17 protein-coding genes are annotated in these 21,446 nt (G+C 41.1%); 6 read left to right on the top strand and 11 right to left on the bottom strand.

The annotated features are described in order from the left end of the window. Positions 1 to 48: 48 nt before the first annotated feature. The gene (locus tag MTN97_RS06955) at positions 49 to 528 is read left to right on the top strand and encodes a DUF721 domain-containing protein (protein ID WP_036955747.1); all 480 of its coding nucleotides are present in this window, start codon (positions 49 to 51) and stop codon (positions 526 to 528) included. 239 nt (positions 529 to 767) lie between these two features. Continuing rightward, the gene (locus tag MTN97_RS06950; RefSeq protein ID WP_248474023.1) at positions 768 to 2,840 is read left to right on the top strand and encodes a M13 family metallopeptidase; all 2,073 of its coding nucleotides are present in this window, start codon (positions 768 to 770) and stop codon (positions 2,838 to 2,840) included. Positions 2,841 to 2,924: 84 nt separating this feature from the next. Here MTN97_RS06950 and mutT read toward each other — a convergent pair whose 3' ends face one another. Next, positions 2,925 to 3,323 carry an 8-oxo-dGTP diphosphatase MutT gene (gene mutT / locus MTN97_RS06945; protein ID WP_016899312.1) on the bottom strand — a complete coding sequence of 133 codons (399 nt, stop codon included), beginning with the start codon at positions 3,321 to 3,323 and terminating at the stop codon, positions 2,925 to 2,927. A 70-nt stretch (positions 3,324 to 3,393) separates the two neighbouring features. Beyond that, positions 3,394 to 6,102 (bottom strand): preprotein translocase subunit SecA, encoded by a 2,709-nt coding sequence (gene secA / locus MTN97_RS06940; protein WP_036981064.1) that lies wholly within the window; start codon positions 6,100 to 6,102, stop codon positions 3,394 to 3,396. Positions 6,103 to 6,716: 614 nt separating this feature from the next. On the opposite strand from secA, the gene MTN97_RS06935 reads away from it, so the two are divergent. Continuing rightward, entirely contained in the window at positions 6,717 to 7,487 is a 771-nt protein-coding gene (locus MTN97_RS06935; protein WP_069438804.1) for an NADP-binding protein, read from the top strand. Here MTN97_RS06935 and hutH read toward each other — a convergent pair. From hutH to hutC, 3 genes are read right to left on the bottom strand one after another with little or no spacing between them, the layout of a single operon-like run. Next, the gene (gene hutH, locus MTN97_RS06930) at positions 7,484 to 9,016 is read right to left on the bottom strand and encodes a histidine ammonia-lyase (protein ID WP_069438805.1); all 1,533 of its coding nucleotides are present in this window, start codon (positions 9,014 to 9,016) and stop codon (positions 7,484 to 7,486) included. The two genes, MTN97_RS06935 and hutH, sit on opposite strands and share 4 nt — an antisense overlap. Then, positions 9,013 to 10,692: a urocanate hydratase gene (gene hutU, locus MTN97_RS06925; RefSeq protein ID WP_248474022.1), complete on the bottom strand. Its 1,680-nt coding sequence runs from the start codon at positions 10,690 to 10,692 to the stop codon at positions 9,013 to 9,015. The genes hutH and hutU overlap by 4 nt, the downstream gene beginning before the upstream one ends. Positions 10,693 to 10,714: 22 nt before the next feature. Then, positions 10,715 to 11,443, bottom strand: a complete 729-nt coding sequence (gene hutC / locus MTN97_RS06920) for a histidine utilization repressor (protein WP_096038897.1) — start codon at positions 11,441 to 11,443, stop codon at positions 10,715 to 10,717. Between the two features lie 110 nt (positions 11,444 to 11,553). Between hutC and hutI the strand changes: the two genes are divergently transcribed. After that, positions 11,554 to 12,801 carry an imidazolonepropionase gene (hutI, locus tag MTN97_RS06915; RefSeq protein ID WP_036981072.1) on the top strand — a complete coding sequence of 416 codons (1,248 nt, stop codon included), beginning with the start codon at positions 11,554 to 11,556 and terminating at the stop codon, positions 12,799 to 12,801. 59 nt (positions 12,802 to 12,860) lie between these two features. After that, positions 12,861 to 14,585, top strand: a complete 1,725-nt coding sequence (locus MTN97_RS06910) for a GGDEF domain-containing phosphodiesterase (RefSeq protein ID WP_248474038.1) — start codon at positions 12,861 to 12,863, stop codon at positions 14,583 to 14,585. A 6-nt stretch (positions 14,586 to 14,591) separates the two neighbouring features. Here MTN97_RS06910 and MTN97_RS06905 read toward each other — a convergent pair whose 3' ends face one another. Continuing rightward, positions 14,592 to 15,641, bottom strand: coding sequence for a formimidoylglutamase (locus tag MTN97_RS06905; protein WP_248474021.1), 1,050 nt, complete (start codon positions 15,639 to 15,641; stop codon positions 14,592 to 14,594). A 1-nt stretch (position 15,642) separates the two neighbouring features. Beyond that, positions 15,643 to 16,140, bottom strand: a complete 498-nt coding sequence (rraA, locus tag MTN97_RS06900; RefSeq protein ID WP_008115004.1) for a ribonuclease E activity regulator RraA — start codon at positions 16,138 to 16,140, stop codon at positions 15,643 to 15,645. A 427-nt stretch (positions 16,141 to 16,567) separates the two neighbouring features. On the opposite strand from rraA, the gene MTN97_RS06895 reads away from it, so the two are divergent. Further along, positions 16,568 to 18,448 (top strand): methyl-accepting chemotaxis protein, encoded by a 1,881-nt coding sequence (locus tag MTN97_RS06895; protein WP_036981076.1) that lies wholly within the window; start codon positions 16,568 to 16,570, stop codon positions 18,446 to 18,448. A gap of 70 nt (positions 18,449 to 18,518) precedes the next feature. Here the strand turns inward: MTN97_RS06895 and MTN97_RS06890 are convergent, their stop codons facing one another. The 4 genes from MTN97_RS06890 to MTN97_RS06875 form a co-directional block, all read right to left on the bottom strand. Further along, on the bottom strand, positions 18,519 to 18,893 hold the full coding sequence (locus tag MTN97_RS06890; protein WP_036981078.1) for a gamma-butyrobetaine hydroxylase-like domain-containing protein: 375 nt from the start codon (positions 18,891 to 18,893) through the stop codon (positions 18,519 to 18,521). 65 nt (positions 18,894 to 18,958) lie between these two features. Beyond that, complete coding sequence (gene hslU, locus MTN97_RS06885; protein WP_013463899.1) at positions 18,959 to 20,287, bottom strand: HslU--HslV peptidase ATPase subunit; 1,329 nt, start codon at positions 20,285 to 20,287, stop codon at positions 18,959 to 18,961. Between the two features lie 12 nt (positions 20,288 to 20,299). Then, positions 20,300 to 20,818 (bottom strand): ATP-dependent protease subunit HslV, encoded by a 519-nt coding sequence (gene hslV, locus MTN97_RS06880; RefSeq protein WP_008115012.1) that lies wholly within the window; start codon positions 20,816 to 20,818, stop codon positions 20,300 to 20,302. A gap of 80 nt (positions 20,819 to 20,898) precedes the next feature. Continuing rightward, complete coding sequence (locus MTN97_RS06875; protein ID WP_028834485.1) at positions 20,899 to 21,426, bottom strand: SPOR domain-containing protein; 528 nt, start codon at positions 21,424 to 21,426, stop codon at positions 20,899 to 20,901. Positions 21,427 to 21,446: the final 20 nt, after the last annotated feature.

Here is a 21,446-nt window from a genome sequence, read left to right as displayed (position 1 = left end):
TTAAACTTAATTTAAGCAAGCCTTCTTTTGATGTTTTTAAGGTGTGATATGGCTAAAGATAGATATGCGCCAAAACCGTTAACCGATATTATGGCTGGGCTGAACAATCGCTTAGCAGCCTATGCGGGAAAAAGCCAAGCACTGGATACACAGCAACAATTGTTGCGCGATTTCTTAGGCCCTAAGTTAGGTGAAAAGTGCCGAGTAAGTAATTACCGTGACGGCACCTTAATGATAGAAGCCGTTTCTGCACCTATTGCGCTTAGGCTTAATTATTTAAAAATGGACATGCAATCGCATTTTAGAGCCGCGGGTATGGCTGAGCTTGGGCAAATAAAAATTACCGCCAATCCACAGGCAACTCAACGGTTAAGCACCCGACCTAAAGTGGCTGATGGCAAACCAACAAACTCCCTTAAAATGAGTGAACAAACGGCTGATTATTTAAATGCGATCGCCGATTCTGCTCCACCGTCATTAAAAGAAAAGCTTCAACGCTTAGCTTTGCATGGTAAAAATAAGCCCTAATTAAATACCATTTAACACCTTACTCGGTTTGTTTTGCTGGCTTTAAAATACTTTGTTACATATTCGATTTTATTGTTATTTAAATCAGGTTTATGATGCCTAGTTAGTACTTCCTAAATTAGGTTGTAGCTGATGCGTATTTCATTAAGCAGATAATAGACTTCATCCTATTGTTGTTTTTTTGAGTTATCAAACCTTAATGAAATGCGTATTTATTCTAATTAATATACGGAATTCTTATGAAAAAAATAACAATGACTGCCGCCAGTATTGCATTGGCGTTAGGTTTGGTTGGTTGCGGCGAAAAGCCACAAGAAATGCAAGCAGAAGCAACAACAGTAACCGCACCGGTGGCAACCCCTGGTGCCTTAGGTGTTGATTTACAAAATATCGATGAAAATGTTCGTGCACAGGATGATTTTTACTATCACGTAAACGGTAAATGGTTAGAAAAAACTGAAATCCCTAGCGATAAGTCAAACTATGGGTCGTTCTCACAGTTATATGATGAATCGCAAAAGGCAATGAAAACAGTACTAGAAAACGCCAGTACCAATAGCAGCGCAAAGCCAGGTTCGGATGAATATAAGATCGGCGCATTTTATACTAGCTACATGGCTGAAAATGCTCGTGAAGAGTTAGGGATGTTACCACTTGAGCCGGCTATTAAAAGCATTGATACAGTAAAAGATAAAGCCGCGTTGGTCACACTGATGGCACAGCTACAAGTTAAAGGCGGAGATCTTCCTTTTGGCTGGTATGTTAATAATGATGCTAAAAACTCAAGTGAAAATGCGCTTTATGCCTATCAAGCGGGACTTGGTTTACCTGACCGTGATTATTATTTAAAAGATGATGAAAAATTCACAAAAATTCGCGCGGCATATCAAACCTATATTACCGATATTTTAGCTAAAGCTGGCGTTAATAATGCCGCTGATGCAGCCAAAGCGATACTTGCCCTTGAAACGACACTTGCTGATGCACAGTGGAGTCGGGTACAAAGTCGTGATGCAACAAAATCATATAATAAAATGTCAGTAGCTGCAGCTAACGAGCTAATGGGTGAATTTGATTTAAGTGCTTACTTTGAAGCAGTTGGTGTTGATGCCGAAGAACTGATTGTGAGCCAACCGAGTTACTTTGAAAAATTTGCAGACATTTTCAAAAATACAGACTTATCGGTTTGGCAAAACTACTTAAAATTTCATTTTGTTAGTAATTACGCGCAGTTGCTAAATAAAGACTTAGTGGATTTAAAGTTTAATTTTTACAGCACCACGTTACGCGGTGTTGAAGAGCAAGCGCCACTTTGGAAGCAAGCCGTTGATGCTTCAAACAGTGTACTGGGTGAAATTTTAGGTAAAGTCTACGTTAAAGAAAACTTCCCGCCAGAAGCGAAAGCGCGCATGGAAGAATTAGTTGATAACGTGATTAAAGGCTATTCAGTGGCAATTGAAAACCTTGAGTGGATGAGCCCTGAAACAAAAGTTGCGGCGCAAGAAAAGCTGGATAAGTTTACGCCTAAAATTGGTTACCCAGATAAATGGAAAGATTATTCAGATTTAGCGATTAACCCCGATGAGCTAGTAGGTAACTATATTCGCTACAGTGAGTGGGCTTATGCAGATATGATTGCTAAATTAGGTAAGCCAGTTGATCGCTCTGAGTGGCATATGACGCCACAAACGGTGAATGCTTACTACAACCCAGTGAATAACGAAATAGTATTCCCTGCGGCGATTCTGCAGCCTCCTTTCTTTAATTTAGAAGCAGATGATGCGGTTAACTATGGTGCTATTGGTGCGGTTATTGGCCATGAGTTAGGCCATGGCTTTGATGACCAAGGTGCAAAATACGACGGTGATGGCAATTTACGTAATTGGTGGAGCGAGTCAGACCTTAAGCAGTTTGAACAGCGAAGTGCAGCCTTAGTAGCGCAGTATAATCAATATAAACCGTTTGAAGATGCCAGCGTTAATGGTGAGCTGACACTGGGTGAAAACATTGGTGATTTAGGCGGCTTAACCGTCGCTTATAAAGCGTATCAATTATCGCTGGGTGATTCTAAAGCGCCCATTATTGAAGGCTATACGGGCGACCAACGCTTCTTTATGGGCTGGTCGCAAATTTGGCGTCGTAAATACCGTGATGAGGCATTGCGCAATCGTTTAATGACCGATTCACATTCACCGAGTCATTATCGCGTAATTGGTATTTTGTCGAACATGCCGGAATTTTACCAAGCGTTTGATGTTAAAGAGGGCGATAAAATGTATATCAAGCCTGAAGATCGCGTAAAAATTTGGTAATTTAAGCTAAAATTAGCTTAAACTAATCGAAAACTAAAAAGCCAGTGAGTATGATGCTCACTGGCTTTTTAGTTACTTTTATACTTAGCTATATTTCGTTTTTATGGCGCTGATAATCTCGACATTGGCTGCAGGAAAATCATAGTTATCTAGTTCGTCTATACTTACCCATTCGCTTGGTTGCCCTTCTGCGCCATGAGCTTGACCATTAAAGTTACTGACCACGTGTACATTAAGTCGTACGCATTTATCGCCATAGTCATGCTCTATAGTGACAAGTTCGCTTGAGCTATGAATAGTCAGTCCTACTTCTTCAAATAATTCGCGCTTCAGTGCTTGAAAAACACTTTCTCCGGCTTCCACTTTTCCGCCTGGAAATTCCCATAAGCCACCTTGGTGCTGTTCATCTGCACGTTTACAAATAAACACATTGTTATTTTTTTTAATTACACCCACAGCAACATTGATGATTACTTTAGTCATTACCTCTCCCTTAAATAGCATAAAAAAAGCGACGCAAGCGTCGCTTTTTATCTAACGTAACAAAGTGGTGTTATTTTAATTTACCACAACATTGTTTGTATTTTTGACCTGAACCACATGGACATGGATCGTTACGACCCACTTTTGGCTCGCTACGCGCCATAACCTGAGCGCTTTGTGGTGCTTCACCACCTACATGCTCTGCTTCTTCATGTTGATATTCGCGAGGGGCATTTTCACTTTTACGGTGTTGCTCTTCTACTTTTTCAACATCTTCTTCAGCGCGAACTTGCACTTTACTTAAAATACCGACGACATCGACTTTTAAGTTTTCTAGCATTTCAGAGAACAATTCAAACGACTCACGTTTGTACTCTTGCTTAGGGTTCTTTTGTGCATAACCACGTAAGTGAATACCTTGGCGTAAGTGATCCATTGCAGCAAGATGGTCTTTCCAATGTTGGTCAAGACTTTGAAGCATAATGGCTTTTTCAAACTGACGTAGTACAGAATCGCCAACCATTTCTTCTTTTTGCTTGTAAGCTTGTTCAACCGCTTCTTCAATACGCTCACGCAGTTTTTCTTCGTATAGTTTATTGTCATCAGCTAGCCATTGCGCGATAGGCAACTCAATCAAGAAGTCTTGTTTTAAGCGCTCTTCAAGCCCTGGTATATCCCACATTTCAGCCAAGCTTTGTGGGGCAATGTATTGATCAATCACACCCGCGAGCACATCACCACGGATAGCGGTAATCGTTTCTGAAATATCACCTTCTTCAAGCAATTCATTTCGTTGAGAGTAAACAACACGACGTTGGTCGTTTGCTACATCATCGTACTCAAGTAGCTGTTTACGCACATCAAAGTTACGTGCTTCTACTTTACGCTGAGCGTTTTCGATTGCGCGGTTAACCCATGGATGTTCAATCGCTTCACCGCGTTGCATACCTAGTTTACGCATCATGTTAGTCATGCGCTCACCGGCAAAAATACGCATTAACGCATCGTCCATAGATAGGTAAAAACGGCTAGAGCCGGCATCACCCTGACGACCAGCACGGCCACGTAATTGGTTATCAATACGACGTGATTCATGACGCTCAGTACCAATAATGTGTAAGCCGCCAGCATCAATTACCGCATCATGGCGAGTTTTCCATGCTGCTTTTATTTCAGCAATTTGTTCGTCAGTTGGGTTCTCAAGTTTTTCAACTTCGCTGTTCCAGTTACCACCAAGTACGATATCGGTACCACGACCGGCCATGTTAGTGGCAATCGTAACTGTACCAGGTAAGCCCGCATCAGAAACAATGTCTGCTTCTTGTGCGTGGAATTTAGCATTAAGTACATTGTGCTTAATTTTTTCTTTGCGTAAAAACTGCGATAAGTACTCAGAGCTTTCAATTGATATAGTACCTACAAGTACCGGCTGACCACGTTCTTGACAGTCTTTAATGTCTGCTAAAATCGCTTCGTACTTTTCTTCCTGCGTTAAGTAAACTAAATCAGCGCGATCATCGCGGATCATTGGTTTATTGGTTGGCATAACCACAGTGTCTAAACCGTAGATAGACTGAAACTCAAACGCTTCTGTGTCGGCTGTGCCTGTCATACCTGCTAGCGTTTCGTACAAGCGGAAGTAATTTTGGAACGTAATAGAAGCTAACGTTTGGTTCTCGTTTTGAATTTTCACACCTTCTTTTGCCTCTACAGCTTGGTGTAAACCTTCTGACCAACGACGTCCTTCCATAGAGCGACCTGTATGCTCATCAATAATGATGACTTCGTTTTCTTTAATAACGTAGTCAACATCTTTTTGGTAAAGCTTGTGCGCACGAAGAGCTGCATAAACGTGGCTAAGTAGCGTGATGTTCGCTGCTGAATACAGTGAGTCACCTTCTTCAATTAGGCCGCGCTCGGTAAGTAACTCTTCTACTTTTATTTGCCCACGCTCAGTAAGATGAACTTGCTTAGATTTTTCATCGATTGTGAAATCGCCATCACCTTCAATTCCTTCCTCGTCTTCTTTTTCTTGTAATTCAAGTAGAGGAACAATGGTATTAATTTCAGTGTATAGCTCAGAGCTATCTTCAGCGGGACCAGAAATAATCAGTGGCGTACGTGCTTCATCAATAAGGATTGAATCCACTTCATCCACTACAGCATAAAATAATGGGCGTTGTACGCGCTCATCAATACTAAATGCCATATTGTCACGCAGGTAATCAAAACCAAATTCGTTATTGGTACCGTAAGTGATGTCAGCTGCATAAGCTTGTTTTTTCTGTTGCGGCATCATGCCCGGAACATTACAGCCTACGGTTAACCCTAAAAATTCAAATAATGGGCGATTGGTTTCAGCATCACGTTTGGCCAAGTAGTCATTCACGGTAATGACATGAACACCTTTACCTGTTAAACCATTTAAATAAGCCGGCAGTGTCGCTGTGAGTGTTTTACCTTCACCGGTACGCATTTCTGCGATACGACCTTGGTGTAAAACCATACCACCTAATAACTGCACGTCGAAATGACGCATACCGTTTACACGTTTTGATGCTTCACGTACCACTGCAAATGCTTCTGGTAGAATATCGCCTAAGCTTTGTCCGTTATTGTAACGCTCTCTAAACTCGGCTGTTTTAGCTTTTAAATCTTCATCTGAAAGCGCTTCTAGCTGCGTTTCAAGTGCATTGATCAGTGCGACCGTCTTTCTTAGGTTTTTAATAGTGCGGTCATTGCGACTACCAAAAATCTTGGTAAATAAATTAGATATCATGATAAAACCGTTACAATGTGTTTTTTTGCTAGCCGTGCATCGGCTAACCCATTTTTTACAATTGATAATTAATGTATTCTTTAAATTAACCTTTAGGACACATTAATTAGCAATTTTGTATTAAGCTGCTTAAAAAGCACTGTTTATTACCTGCGCTACTATACCAGACTCTGCTAAACATCAAACTACCTCAATAAAAAGATCTTCATTTAAAACAGAAAAATGAGATCTCGCTCATAAAAATAGCGTTATGTAACGAAACTTGATTAAAACTGCAGATAAACAGATCCTAAAGATATGGTGCTGAATAAATTAAAAACAAGAGCAAAGCGCTTAAATTTCACCCTTAAACGCCTTGTTAGCAGCCATCGTTTTTTAAAGCTTAAATTGAGCAATCGTTTTATATATTACTCTCGGTAAGTCACTTAAGTCATACGCTTTATCTACATGTAATGAATGGTTGCGGTATCATTAAAGAGATTACTAATTGAAAAAAAGCGTGTGTAAATATCTTCTGCAACCAGCGTTTGCTAATATTATTTTTAGTCGCATAAAGAATTATATTTTTTATCGCTATAAAACGCGTTGATTGAGTTTTAATAAGGGTAAATAAAGTGCAAACCAACAAAGATAATTTAGTCGTTCTTGGCGCTGGCTGGCTTGGCCAAGCCTTATGTATTGATGCACAAAAACAAGGTTGGCAAGTGCAGGGGACTCATCGAAGTGACACTCATCAATTTGATTTTGAACGTCAGTTTGTTTTACAAAACGGCGAGTTGCAGCACCAAGTGGATTTACAAAATGCGTATTGGGTCTGTGCAATCCCGCCTCGCAGTCGAGATAGTCAAAGTGATTATCCGCAAGTGCTTGAGCAGGCGTTAAAGCTGGCAACTGAGCTTAATTGCAAAGGCTTTTTATTGTGCTCATCGACTGGGGTATATGACCAAGAACCTGGCGTTTATAGTGAAAGCAGCGATATATCAGGCACTAACGAGCGACAAATAAAGCTGTATGACGCCGAAGAGCAAGTGCTTGAACAGCAAGGTAAAGTGCTTCGCTTAGCTGGATTGTTGGGGCCAAATAGAGAGCCTGGTCGTTTTGTGGCGGGTAAAGAACTCAATACCTCTAGTAAGCAAGTAGTGAATATGGTGCATCAACAAGATGTGATCAATGCTATTTATGCGGTCCTTAATAACTGGTCGCAAGGACAGAGCATTTATAATGTGGTGAACCCAGCGCACCCGACCAAAGAAGATTATTATGCACAAAAGTGTGAGCTGTATGGCACACAAATGCCAAGCTTTAGTAGTAATGAGGTCGCTGAGCGCAAAGTTATTGGCTCAGCGATAGAAGCACTGGGTTTTAGTTATCAGTATGGTATTTAATAAGAAGGTAAGGGGGAGTGGCTTATGAAGTCACACAATTTACCTTCATTTAGTAGCGTGTTGGCCGCTTCAATATCGGGAGCAAAATACCGGTCTTTGTCGTAATAGCTAACATGTTGGCGTAGCAGTGCTTTGGCACTTTCTACTTTATCACACGCGCGTAGTGGCGCTCTAAACTCAAGCCCTTGGGCAGCACTGAGCCATTCTATGGCCAGTACGCCTTGCGTATTATTAGCCATATCAACCAGTCGTCGTGCTGCAAACGTTGCCATAGAAACATGGTCTTCCTGATTTGCTGAAGTCGGTAAGCTATCTACCGAGGCAGGGTGTGCTAAGGATTTGTTTTCAGAGGCGAGAGCAGCTGCGGTGACTTGAGCAATCATAAATCCTGAATTTACCCCACCGTTTTTTACTAAAAATGGCGGTAATTTAGATAAATTAGAGTCAATCAATAGAGCAATACGTCGCTCAGCTAAGGCGCCAATTTCAGCAATAGCAATTGCCAGGTTATCAGCCGCCATAGCAACGGGCTCAGCATGAAAGTTTCCGCCTGAAATAATATCCCCTATATCGGCAAATACGAGAGGGTTATCGGTTACCCCGTTTGATTCACAAAGTAATACTTCGGCGGCTTGGCGTATTTGGGTTAAACATGCACCAAGAACTTGCGGCTGGCAGCGCAGGCAATATGGGTCTTGTACTTTTTCACAATTAATATGTGAGTCACTAATTTGTGAGTGCGTATCGAGTAATTCTCTAAATACATGCGCGGTATCAATTTGCCCTTGTTGACCACGAACCTCATGAATACGAGCATCAAATGGTGCGCGACTGCCCATGGCCGCTTCTATACTGATAGAGCCAATTACACAGCTTTGTGCGTACAAGTCTTCGGCTCTAAATAATCCCTGAAGTGCAAATGCAGTAGAGGCTTGCGTGCCATTTAATAATGCTAAGCCTTCTTTTGCAGCTAATGTTAGTGGCTCAAGCCCTGCAATGTTGAGTCCTTGTGCAGCACTTATCAGCTCACCTTGGTAACGCATTTGCCCTTCACCTAATAAAGGCAAACACATATGCGCAAGCGGTGCTAAATCGCCCGATGCGCCCACGGAGCCCTTTTTAGGCACGCAAGGGTAAACTTCACTTTTAAGCAGCTGCATAAAAAACTCAAGCACAGCTAAGCGAATGCCAGAATAACCGCGCGATAAGGAGTTTATTTTTAGCGTGATCATCAACCTAACGGTGCTGTCATCCATTAACTCACCAATACCTGCGGCGTGTGAAAGCACTATACTGCGTTGTAATAGTTCGAGTTCATCGTCAGCGATTTTAGTATTGGCCAATAACCCAAAGCCAGTATTAATACCATATACAGTGCGATGTTCGTTTATCACGTTTTGTACTGTTTGGGCACTGGCTGCTATTTGCGCCTGTGCATCATTGGCCAGAGTTAAGTGTATGGCTGATTTGTTAATTTTTCTTAGCGTGTTTAAGTCAAGCTGACCCGGTTTGAGTGTATATGAAATCATGACTTGTCCTCATTAAGCATTGGTAAGTCTAGCTGCTGCTGTTGCGCACAGTTTTTTGCAATTTCATAACCCGCATCAGCATGGCGCATTACACCGGTCGCGGGATCGTTCCATAATACTCGAGCAAGACGCTGCTCTGCTTCATCGGTACCATCGGCAACAATCACTACGCCTGAGTGCTGGCTAAACCCCATGCCTACACCACCGCCATGATGAAGCGATACCCAAGTAGCACCGCCTGCGGTATTAAGCAGGGCATTTAATAGTGGCCAATCGGAGACCGCGTCGGAGCCATCTTTCATACTTTCAGTTTCACGGTTAGGACTGGCAACTGAGCCTGAGTCGAGATGATCTCGTCCAATAACTACCGGCGCTTTAAGCTCACCGCTTTTAACCATATCGTTAAAGGCAACAGCAAGGCGCGCTCTATCTTTTAAACCGACCCAACAAATACGTGCAGGCAAGCCTTGAAATTGAATTCGCTCACGCGCCATATCAAGCCAATTATGCAAATGCTTATCATCAGGAATTAGCTCTTTTACTTTTGCGTCTGTTTTGTAAATATCTTCAGGATCGCCAGATAGTGCTACCCACCTAAACGGACCAATCCCTTCACAAAATAATGGACGAATATAAGCAGGCACAAATCCAGGGAAATTAAATGCATTTGCTACGCCTTCTTCGAGCGCCATTTGGCGAATATTATTGCCATAGTCAGTAGTTGCTGCGCCCGCATCTTGCAGTGCCAACATCGCTGTTACTTGAACAGCCATTGACTGTTTGGCCGCTTTGACTACTGCTTGTGGATTATCGATTCGCATTTTTTCTGCATGCTCCATACTCCAACCTTGTGGTAGGTAGCCGTTAAGCGGATCATGGGCTGAGGTTTGATCGGTGACTATATCGGGAGTAATACCACTTTTTACTAAGGTACTAAAAACATCAGCCGCGTTACCGAGTAAACCCACAGAAAGCGCTTCACCTTTGACACAGGCATCGGTTATTAATTTTAATGCATGCTCAAGATCTGTCGCTTTTACATCGACGTATCCTGTTTTTATTCGAAAATCGATACGGCTTTCATCACATTCCACCACTAAGGCACTAAAGCCAGCCATGGTTGCAGCTAATGGTTGTGCACCGCCCATTCCTCCCAGGCCACCTGTTAACACCCACTTACCTTTGGCATCGCCTGAGAAATGTTGTTTTGCCATAGCTACAAAGGTTTCGTAAGTGCCTTGAACAATTCCTTGAGAACCAATATAAATCCAAGAGCCAGCGGTCATTTGGCCGTACATCATCAAGCCTTTCTTATCTAACTCGTTAAAGTGTTCCCAGTTAGCCCAGTGCGGAACAAGGTTAGAATTTGCAATTAATACCCGCGGTGCATTGCTATGAGTTTTAAATACCCCCACTGGTTTACCTGATTGCACCAATAAGGTTTCGTCATCTTCAAGGCGCTCAAGCGTCTCAATTATTTTGTCATAGCTTGGCCAATCACGGGCTGCACGGCCAATCCCGCCGTACACCACCAAAGCTTGAGGGTGCTCGGCAACATTAGGGTCTAAATTATTCATTAGCATGCGTTTAGCTGCTTCGGTTTGCCAGCTTTTAGTAGATATTTGATTGCCATGCTGTGCGCGTATTTCACGTTGTGTGTCCAGTCGATGATCCATTGTTCACTCCTGTTAAATAGTGTTAAGCGTTATGGGCTTTATTATTGTTTTTAAATGTTAATTGTCCGCCCAAGCGGTACTTACTACCCGGCGATATAAGTCGTGCAAAGCTAACAATCCCGTTAACCGACCAAGTGCGGCGTATTACTTGTAAGCATGGCTCTTCGTTATACAGGTTAAGCCATTGGCACATTTCACTGCTTGGTGTAATAGCCTCTACGGTGTGCCTTGCTTGTGTTAAAGGGGCAACCGTTGATAGGTATTCGTGTGGGGTGAGAGCGGTAAAATCTTGTTGTAAATAATCCTTGGCAAGTAACGGGTTTACAAAGCGTTCTTCAACTTGCAAGGGACTGTCGTTTTCGTTATGAATAATGACACTTCTATACACCACACTATCTACCTCAACACCTAAAGCAATAGCAATTGGCGCCACGGCATTGATTGATTCCAACACCTGTACTGTGCAGCTGTAGTTTCCGTTTCGCTCTTTGACTTCATGTGCAATGTTTTTTATTTCGAGTAATGATGATTGCGACTTAAAGCTTGCGACAAAAGTACCCAGCCCTTGGCTACGGGTTAAAATGCCTGTATCAGTTAGCTCACTTAACGCTCGACGTGCGGTCATTCTACTTACCGCAAACTGCTTTGCCAGTTCATTTTCTGAGGGCACGCGTTGGTTTTCAAGCCAAAGCCCACTGCGTATTTTGTCCACAATAAACTGTTTTATTTGTGTAAATTTAGGTGTTGGCATAGACGCTTTTGATGTATTAAAAATAAACAATACTTAATAAGATGGCATAATTACCTTGTATATACAAGATGTGTTGTTAAACTTGTTTGAACATTATCGCGGAGAAACTTATGCAAGCCACAGAATCTACAGAACAGTTAAATGATATCGATTTATTGCTCACAGATGCCAACATTGCCACTATGGATAGCAATATTGATGCGCCTTATGGGGCAATAGAAAATGCGGCGCTAGCTATTAAAAATGGCAAAATAGTGTGGCTAGGTAAGCAAGCTGACTTACCTAATTTTGATGTGTTAGCCACCCCGATATTAAGTGTAAAAGGGCAATGGTTAACCCCTGGCTTAATTGATTGCCATACACATTTAGTGTTTGCCGGTTCTCGTGCGCAAGAATTTGAGCAGCGTTTGCAGGGCGTGAGCTATCAGCAAATAGCCGCGCAGGGCGGGGGAATAGCAAGTACAGTTAAAGCAACCCGAGAGGCTGACCACGAACAGTTATTTGTAGCAACAAAAGAGCGTTTAAATGCATTGTTAGCTGAAGGGGTGACAACGGTTGAAATTAAGTCAGGATATGGGCTTGATATAGACAATGAGAAAAAAATATTGGAGGTGGCTAGGCTGTTAAATCAACATCATCCTATTGACGTGGTTAACACCTTTTTAGGGGCGCATGCACTGCCTCTGGAGTTTAAAAACCGCAGTGATGATTACATAGATTTAGTATGCAATGAAATGCTAAGCATGCTTGTTGAACATGACCTAGTGGACGCAGTTGACGTATTTTGTGAAGACATTGGCTTTAGCTACGCACAAACTCAACGCGTATTTGATGCAGCTAAAAAACAGGGTTTGGCAATCAAGTGTCATGCCGAGCAATTATCAAATCAACACGGTGCAGCGCTGGTAGCACAATACAATGGCCTGTCAGCTGATCATTTAGAATACCTTGATGAAGCAGGCGTTAAAGCTATGGCAAACGCAGGCACTGTGGCGGTATTACTGCCTGGGGCTTTTTATTTTTTAAAAGAAACGAAATACCCACCAATTGAACTGTTAAATAAATACAAAGTACCCATTGCGATCGCCAGTGACTTTAATCCCGGCACATCACCCTTATGTTCGTTGCAATTAATGATGAATATGGCCTGTACCTTATTTAATTTCACCCCAGAGCAGGCATTAACTGGCGTAACAGCACATGCGGCTCGTGCTTTAGGTTTTACTGATAGAGGGGTGTTAAAAGTTGGCGCTCGCGCAGATATAGCTCATTGGCAAATTGACCATCCTGCACAATTAAGTTATCAGTTTGGGGTAAATAAACTGTTAAATCTATGGATATTGGGTAAACTTAGTTAGTTTGTATAAAATTAACTCTTAAACCTATGTTTTATTTAATGTCAGTGAGTACGTCAGCTATGGATGGAACGTTATTTAGCTACATCAATTTAGCTATTTTTTTAAGTGGTGCACTTTTAATGGCAATGGTTGCCACGCTATTAACCGTTAAAAGTAACGTAATGAGACTCAGCTTTGTATGTACTGGGCTCATTGGCTTAGCTATGGTGAGTAGCGCAATACCCTGGCTCGCTATTTTACTAGCGCTAGGTTTTGGTTTTAATTTATATCAAGCGAAGTTACAAAAGCAAAAAAAACCACTTCTTATCAGTGCCTGTGCAAGCGCATTACTTGCTTTATTGTTAATAGGGTATCTCTTTTTTACGCTGCATTTAGCGTGGTTGCTCATGGCTATTTTACTGCTCTCAGTCAGTGGTTTTTTAGCTGATAATGAGCCTAAAACTACTGCGCCTTTAAAGCCACAAACCGAGCCTGAGGTGTATGTTGAAAACTCACCCTTAGCCAGCTTCCCCGATAAACAACAGTTACGTCAAAAGTATAATGAGCTTACTGATGAAGGTCCATTCAGAGCCGCACTTATTGTATTAAGGCTAGAGGGGTTTGCGCAGGTAAATCAACATATTGGACGAGATTTTGGTGACTTATTGTTGTCGCAGTCGGCAAATCGAATAAAAGACTTACTAGACAGTGATGAAGTGTTGTTCCTTGCTCCGCACGCTAAATTAGCGCATTTAGGCGGGTTAAATTTCGCGTTTATTTGTGTTCTACAAAGCCATAATCATTTACATCAACAGCTTATCAAGCAAATTATTGGCGCTACATTAAAGCCCTTTAACGTGGCAAATTGCACTATTGAAGTAAAGGTAAGAGCCAGTTATGTTCATTGCGATCAACAAAGTACGAACTTTGATGATTTAATTAGTCATGCTTACTTGGCACTTGATAGTCAGCCAAGCAAACAAATAGTGGCTTATCATCAACAAATGACGGTTGAGCATTTAGAGCAACAAGCGCGATTAACAGAGCTTGCGAATATCAGCTTTGCTGATGAGTTTGAGCTGTTTTTTCAACCCGTTATTCGCAACGGCGATGGTCAAATTGAATTTTTAGAATTGTTATTGCGTTGGCAACACCCCACGCAAGGCACCTTATCGGCAAGCCGATTTATAAATGATATTAGAATTGCAGGGCTTGGTTATTCACTGGCTACCTTTGTTATAGAGCGTGCTGGCGAATTAGCGATGGCACTTCGTATGGAAGGGATGTCGGTGCCTTTGAGTGTTAATTTATTTGGCCCAGAAATGCTCAATGAAGAGTTTGTTGATTTTGTTTACGGAGTAATTGGTGAGCATCAACTAAGACCAGGCGATTTAATTATTGAATGTCCGCTTCATGTTTTTACCAGCCTAGATGATAAAGGCAGAGCCATGATCGCAAGGCTTAACAGTTTAGGTTTAAAAGTATGCGTTGATGGCTTGGGAGATAACCCCGTATTGCTGTCTAAATTACCAAGTTTAGCGGTGGAGTATATTAAGGTATCTCCGGCCTTAACTGCTGACTTTAGTAATCAAAATAATATACGCAGCTTAGTAAGCGGCATGGTAGAAATGCATAATCAGCAACAAACAAAAGTGATTTTTGAAGGTGTTGAAACACTGGACCAACTTAAATTTGTGAAAAGTTTGAAAGCTTATGCCTCACAAGGCTACTACTTCGGACACCCTTTAAGTAGCTTAGGGTTAATGAGTTGGTTTAAACAGTGGTTACAGGCACAAGAAGACTAGGGAAGATTAGATTTTTTGCTTTGTTTGCAGGTAGGTATTTACTAAGGCGCTGATAACTTGACCACATTGTAATTTACCCGCAGCAAGAGAGTGAGGATGTTGCGACGGTGCTGCTTCGCATAAATGTAAATAAGCACTGTGATGATTGCTTGCAGCTAAATAAACATAATGCTCGCCATCGCTAACATCAAAACCGCAATAATTAAATGCGCTTGCAGGCATGTTGGTTAGGCTATCTAAATCAACTTCTATTCCTAACGGTGCGTTATCAAATGCGTTTAGTGCATTGTTAGTTGCCTCCGTTAAACTTATTTCTCGCCTAACATTAATCGCTTGATAGCTGGTGAAACTAAATTTTGCACTTTGTATCGCATTAAAAATTTGTTGATTATTTTTAAGCTCATGTAAGCCAATTACATGGTAACTGTTAAGGTGCTGCTCTTGATAGGCGTAGTGAAAACCATTGCCACTGTGTCTGCCTTCACACTCTCTAAAGTCGGCATGGGGGTCTAAATTAATGGCGTTAATTGCGCTGTTTTTATATTTTGCAAGCGAGCGAATAATACCTAAGCAGTTGTTATGTCCGCCACCAATAATGATGGGTTCAAGACCGGCTTTAAAAATCATGCTTAAAATTGCTTCAACCCGCACATCAATCTCAGCGCACAACTGACGTAATTGGTCTAAATCGAGAGGATTTTGGTTATCAAGCGGGTGTGCTTGTTCCATTAAGTCATCAAGGTTTACTTCGCCAAGGAGTAACACTTTTTGCATGGCAATAGCGTGATTGTGAGGTTGGTTTAAAAAGTGTTGTAAAAAAGCGGGCCAAGCATGCTGTGCTCCGCCTTTACCTAAATTAGCTCTAGGTCCAATGTCTTCGCAAACGCCCAGTAAAACAAAGCGCATACCAAACTGTGCAGCATCAGTAAGCGCTTGTTGTATATTAACGTTTGCGTCAAGTAATGCCATTGACTGCCACGCTTTTTGTTCACCTGCACGGTTAGAACAAATGCGCTTGAGCGTGCTTTCGTTATATACTTTAAGGTGTGCTGTCACGCTACAGCTCTATTATTTCTAGCTCTAATTCTTCAGCAGAAAGTACAATACCTGTACTGTCGGCATAAACAAAATCATCATCGAAAAATGATACACCCGCAAAGTTAACGCCTATGCCGCTTTCACCCGCGCCTTCACTGTCAGCTGCAACCGGAATTGATCCAATGGCTTGAATTCCTAAATCCAGTTCTTCAAGTTCATCAACATGACGCAGTGCACCATATACAATAATACCTTGCCAATTGTTTTCAAGTGCCAGCTCAGCCAGTTCAATATCAATTAAGGCTCTGCGAGTGGAGCCTCCACCATCAATAAGTAAAATCTGATCTGTACCATCTTGAGAAAGCAATTGACGGATCAGTTCATTATTTTCAAAACATTTTACCGTTTTAATGCGGCCACCAAAACTGTGTCGACCACCAAAGTTGATGAACATAGGTTCAAGCACGTCAACCACATCAGCGAAATGGTCACATAAATCAGAAGTGCTGTAATCCATTATTTTATCCTCAAAAGATACATAAGTTAGTAACTTAGTATACCCTCCTTATATTCAATAACAACGACTTAATTGCAGTAAATTTAGCCAGAAATAGAACTAAATCAATAACACGACTCATAATTTTTTAATAAAATTGTCATCTTTATAAATAAATTTTTTTAAGCTATGGACTGAGCGCTTATAAGTGCGAGAGATGTAAGTTCTGATTGGCGAGACTGTTAAAATTAAACAATACTGTGATCAGGCCGATGATTATATTGTCCATTTGTATAAAGGGAGTTTGTAAATGGTTAAATTTTACTGGTAGCCCTTTTTTATGGTTTTTAATGATAGGCATTATTGTTTATTTCATGTAACAAAATTATGTTAATACAAGAAAGCATCACGTTATACTGAACTGGCAAATTTAATTTAGGTATTTACAATGAACTTTTTACAGAATCTAACGATTAAACGTCGTTTACAATTTAATGCATTAATCGTTGGCTTAGCCATGATTGTTATGCTGTGCATCATCATTTATGAAGCACGTATTATGCTTAAATTAAATGAAACTATTCAGTACGCTGAAGAGCTAGATGTGCATGAGCTTTCGATGCGTAAATACGAAAAAGACTTTTTGTTTTACAAAGATGAGTCTAGTTTAGAGCTATTTGCACAAGAATATAAAAAACTACAATTTAAACTAGAAAAGCTATCTGTTTTATCTGCAGATTTAAATATTGCTACGGCTCAGGTCAATCAATTTTCTACGTTAACCCAACAGTACTATGACGACTTTCAAAATGTTGTAAAACTACAGCGTAAAATCGGGTTGCACCCAAAAGACGCTTTATATGGCGAGCTGCGAGAAGCAGTTCATAAAATAGAAACATTGCTTAGTGAGCAAAATAATTACCAATTACTCACCACTATGCTACAGCTACGCCGAGCTGAAAAAGATTTTATGTTACGTTTAGATACCAAGTATTTAGATCGATTTAATAAATTAGCAAGCGAGTTGAAACAACAAGTAAATACTGCAGAGCTACCCAATAATACACGTAATCAATTAGCCTCGTTAATGGCTAACTACCAAAATAAATTTACTGCATTGGTAGAGGCGCAGGTGGAATTAGGCGTCGATTTAGATTCGGGTGCCCTAGGGAAAATGAGAATAAGCGTCAAGAAAAGTGATGAAGTGGTTACTTTGATCACTAATGCGACTAAACAGCAAGTAACTGAAACGGCGCAGCAGGCGCAATTATTAGCAATAGTCATATTTATAATTGCAGGTATCATCGTTATGCTACTTGTGTACTTAACCAGTCGTTCAATTATCCAGCCTATTGAAAAAGTTTATCAAGCAATAGATCAGATCAGACGAAACAATGACTTAAGCTTATTCATAGAGCACAAAGGGAAAGGTGAAGTAACGAGGATGACCATAGACTTTAATAGTTTAATTAGTGACTTTAAAGATCTCATCTATGAAGTAAATACGGCTCTAACAACGCTTAATATAGCAACAGAGAATCTATCTGAAACAACCTCAGCGACTAGCTCTGGTATGCAAGAGCAATTACATGAAGCGGATATGGTAGCAACCGCTGCTACAGAAATGCAGGCAACGATTCAAGATATTTCACACAATACTGAAGCCGCCGCTAAAAAAGCTGAATCGACCAATGTAAGCGCCCAGCAAGGTCAGGTTGAAGTTGAGTCAACCATTAAGCATATTAATGCCTTATCTGATTCACTTGGTAAAGCTTCCAGCGTGGTGTCTCAGCTAGAAAAAGATGGTGAAACCATAGGTTCTGTGCTTGATGTGATACGTGCGATTGCAGAGCAAACTAATTTACTTGCTTTAAATGCTGCCATTGAAGCGGCGAGAGCGGGTGAACAAGGTCGTGGCTTTGCGGTTGTTGCAGATGAAGTGCGCTCACTTGCACAGCGTACGCAGGAGTCAACCAGCGAAATAGAAGGCATTATTAACACCCTACAACAGCGTACTCAAGAAGTTGTGAGTATCATGCACCAATGTCGTACTCAAGGTGGCGAAAGTGCTACACAAGCAACAAAAGCGGGTGAGCTGCTAGGATCAATTACCATTGATGTGCAAACTATTATGGAAATGAGTACACATATTGCTACTGCTATTGACGAGCAAAGTCAGGTGGCTTCTGAGGTAAATAAAAACGTGGTCCGTATTCGAGATATTGCAGAGGGGGCTGCGGCTCACTCACAAACTAATGCGCAAACCAGTGAAGAGGTCTCTGAGCAAGCAAGGGTACTTCATCAAGCAATTTCAAAATATAAGGTTTAACTACTAACAGAAAAAAGTGGCTTAATTGCCGCTTTTTTCTCATTCACAGAGTATAAGTTCAGACTAAATACTAGGGGACAAACTTTATGGGTACGCTGTCTTTGTTGTTTTCATGTTGTTTAACACGTTCTAAATACGTATCCCATAAGCTCGTTTGTTCAGCTTGTAACTTAGCAAAATATTGCCAGCTGAACAGCCCGCTATTATGGCCATCGTCAAACTCTAAACGTAACGCGTAATGCCCTACTGGCGTAATGGTTTTAATTCCCACTGCTTGTTTATTTAGTACTAACTTCATAGGCTCAGTTCCATGGCCTTGAACCTCTGCTGAGGGAGAGTGTACCCGTAAAAATTCAGCGCTAAATATAACTTCAGAGTTATCATCAAAATAAACATCTAAATTTTTACTCACACTATGATAGTGCACTTTTGTAACTTGTTTCATCGTCATCTCGCTTACAAAAAAGCCTCCATATTGGAGGCTTTTAGTATAACTGTTTGTGTTTTCAATTAAAGAATAAAACGACTTAAGTCTTCATCTTCAACTAGCGCACCTAAGTGTTTTTCAACGTAGGCGGCATCAATAACAAGGCTTGAACCCGCTTTTTCAGAAGCGTCATATGAAATCTCTTCCATTAGCCTTTCCATAACTGTATGAAGGCGACGAGCACCGATATTTTCGGTTTTTTCGTTTACTTGCCATGCTGCCTTAGCAATACGCTCAATTGCGTCGTCGCTAAATTCAATAGCGACTTGTTCTGTTTTGAGTAGCTCGCGTTGTTGCTCAGTAAGTGACGCGTGTGGCTCAGTTAATATACGTTTAAAGTCATCGGCTGTGAGTGCTTCAAGTTCAACACGAATAGGTAAACGGCCTTGTAACTCAGGGATCATGTCTGATGGTTTAGACATTTGGAATGCGCCTGAGGCAATAAACAACATGTGGTCAGTTTTTACCATGCCGTGCTTGGTATTAACGGTAGAGCCTTCAATAAGCGGAAGTAAATCACGTTGTACACCTTCACGACTTACATCTGGGCCAGAGGCTTCACCACGTTTACAAATTTTGTCTATTTCATCAATAAACACAATGCCGTTTTGCTCTACTGCAAAAATGGCCTGTTCTTTTAATTCTTCAGGATTAACCAGTTTACCGGCTTCTTCTTCAGTAAGTAACTTAAACGCTTCTTTAATTTTAAGCTTACGCTTAGTGCGTTTATCACCACCCATGTTTTGAAACATTCCCTGTAACTGGTTGGTCATTTCTTCCATACCAGGAGGAGCCATAATTTCAATATTAGGTTGAGCTTGGGCTAAATCAATATCAATTTCTTTGTCATCTAATTGGCCTTCGCGTAACTTTTTACGAAACGATTGGCGTGTCGATGAATTTTCATCGCGCTGAACTTCACCGTATTGATCTTTCGCTGGAGGCAGTAATACATCTAAAATACGTTCTTCAGCCGCTTCTTCAGCGCGATGTTTGAACTTTTTAGTTTGTTGCTCTCGTGTCATTTTAATTGAAACATCAACTAAATCACGGATGATAGTTTCAACTTCTTTGCCGACATAACCTACTTCTGTAAATTTAGTGGCTTCAACTTTAATAAAAGGTGCGTTGGCAAGCTTTGCTAAACGACGAGCAATCTCGGTTTTACCTACACCCGTAGGGCCAATCATTAAGATGTTTTTTGGCGTTACTTCTGCGCGTAAGTCTTCGTTTAACTGCATACGGCGCCAGCGATTACGAAGGGCAATAGCAACCGCTTTTTTCGCTTTAGCTTGGCCAATAATATGTTGGTCTAGCTCATGAACAATTTCTCTTGGGGTCATATCAGACATAGCGAGTTCCTATTACAATTCTTCGATAGTTTGGAAGTTATTCGTAAATACACAGATGTTGCCAGCAATTGTTAGACTTTTCTCTACAATTTCACGAGCACTTAAGTCGGTATTTTCTAATAAGGCGGTTGCAGCTGATTGCGCAAAGTTACCGCCGCTGCCAATTGCGATTAGGTCATTTTCTGGTTGCACCACGTCACCGTTGCCGGTAATAATTAGCGAAGCTGTTTCATCAGCAACAGCAAGTAAAGCTTCAAGTTTACGCAGGGCACGATCGCTACGCCAATCTTTAGCCATTTCTACAGCCGCTTTAGTGAGGTTACCTTGGTGCATTTCTAGTTTGCTTTCAAAACGTTCGAAAAGAGTAAAGGCATCAGCAGTGCCGCCAGCAAACCCAGCGATAACTTTGCCATTATAAAGACGTCGAACTTTTCGGGCATTGCCCTTCATTACTGTGTTACCAAGAGATACTTGGCCGTCACCACCAATAACAACTTTGTCATCACGGCGTACACTTACGATTGTAGTCATGTTATTCCTCATCATCGCGCTGCAAGGGGCAGCGCGTAAAAATCGATTATGAAGAGGTTATATGGGTGAATGGTTTAAATTCAAGTCCAGCCCCAAATTCCGCAGCCGACAATATTAATTCGTTTAAGTTTGTTCTTGTCACTTTCTGCATGACGCTTGGTTTCATAAGGCCCTAAACGCACTTTGTACCAAATACCATTGCTGCCTGTGGTTTTTTTGATTTCTGAAATTAATCCTGCAAACGCTATTTTAGCTTTTAAGGTTTCAGCTTGCTGATGGGTTCTAAATGAACCACATTGCATGACATAAGGACCTTTTTGTTCAAGTTCTTTTACTTCAACCTGAATCTCATGCTCTTTAATTTCTTTAATAAATTTAGGTGGCCGCGGTTTAGCTATTTCTACTTGTTTTTCGGGTGTTGGATTTGCTTGCTTTTCAACAAGCTCTGGGTCGGCATTGTTTTTAACAAACCAGAGTCCGTATGCAAAACCACCGACTAGTAACAAGGCAATAATGATTAACAAAAACGGGAAGGGTTTTTTTGCCGGCTCTTGTTTAGTATTTTTTCTATTTTTTGGTTTTTTATTAATATAATCGTGCTGTGCCATGGTGTTATATGTGGCCTTAC

Source organism: Pseudoalteromonas sp. 2CM36K (assembly GCF_023161865.1).
GTDB lineage: Bacteria > Pseudomonadota > Gammaproteobacteria > Enterobacterales > Alteromonadaceae > Pseudoalteromonas > Pseudoalteromonas tetraodonis.
The sequence above is the reverse complement of the archived record's forward strand: the minus strand, read 5'-3'. Positions and strand labels throughout refer to the sequence as shown.

Bases quoted from the DNA above. Each gene is read 5' to 3' on its own strand.
- MTN97_RS06955 (WP_036955747.1), top strand. From the start codon at position 49: ATGGCTAAAGATAGATATGCGCCAAAACCGTTAACCGATATTATGGCT.
- MTN97_RS06950 (WP_248474023.1), top strand. From the start codon at position 768: ATGAAAAAAATAACAATGACTGCCGCCAGTATTGCATTGGCGTTAGGT.
- mutT (WP_016899312.1), bottom strand. From the start codon at position 3,323: ATGACTAAAGTAATCATCAATGTTGCTGTGGGTGTAATTAAAAAAAAT.
- secA (WP_036981064.1), bottom strand. From the start codon at position 6,102: ATGATATCTAATTTATTTACCAAGATTTTTGGTAGTCGCAATGACCGC.
- hutH (WP_069438805.1), bottom strand. From the start codon at position 9,016: ATGATTTCATATACACTCAAACCGGGTCAGCTTGACTTAAACACGCTA.
- hutU (WP_248474022.1), bottom strand. From the start codon at position 10,692: ATGGATCATCGACTGGACACACAACGTGAAATACGCGCACAGCATGGC.
- hutC (WP_096038897.1), bottom strand. From the start codon at position 11,443: ATGCCAACACCTAAATTTACACAAATAAAACAGTTTATTGTGGACAAA.
- hutI (WP_036981072.1), top strand. From the start codon at position 11,554: ATGCAAGCCACAGAATCTACAGAACAGTTAAATGATATCGATTTATTG.
- MTN97_RS06910 (WP_248474038.1), top strand. From the start codon at position 12,861: ATGGATGGAACGTTATTTAGCTACATCAATTTAGCTATTTTTTTAAGT.
- rraA (WP_008115004.1), bottom strand. From the start codon at position 16,140: ATGGATTACAGCACTTCTGATTTATGTGACCATTTCGCTGATGTGGTT.
- MTN97_RS06895 (WP_036981076.1), top strand. From the start codon at position 16,568: ATGAACTTTTTACAGAATCTAACGATTAAACGTCGTTTACAATTTAAT.
- MTN97_RS06890 (WP_036981078.1), bottom strand. From the start codon at position 18,893: ATGAAACAAGTTACAAAAGTGCACTATCATAGTGTGAGTAAAAATTTA.
- hslU (WP_013463899.1), bottom strand. From the start codon at position 20,287: ATGTCTGATATGACCCCAAGAGAAATTGTTCATGAGCTAGACCAACAT.
- hslV (WP_008115012.1), bottom strand. From the start codon at position 20,818: ATGACTACAATCGTAAGTGTACGCCGTGATGACAAAGTTGTTATTGGT.
- MTN97_RS06875 (WP_028834485.1), bottom strand. From the start codon at position 21,426: ATGGCACAGCACGATTATATTAATAAAAAACCAAAAAATAGAAAAAAT.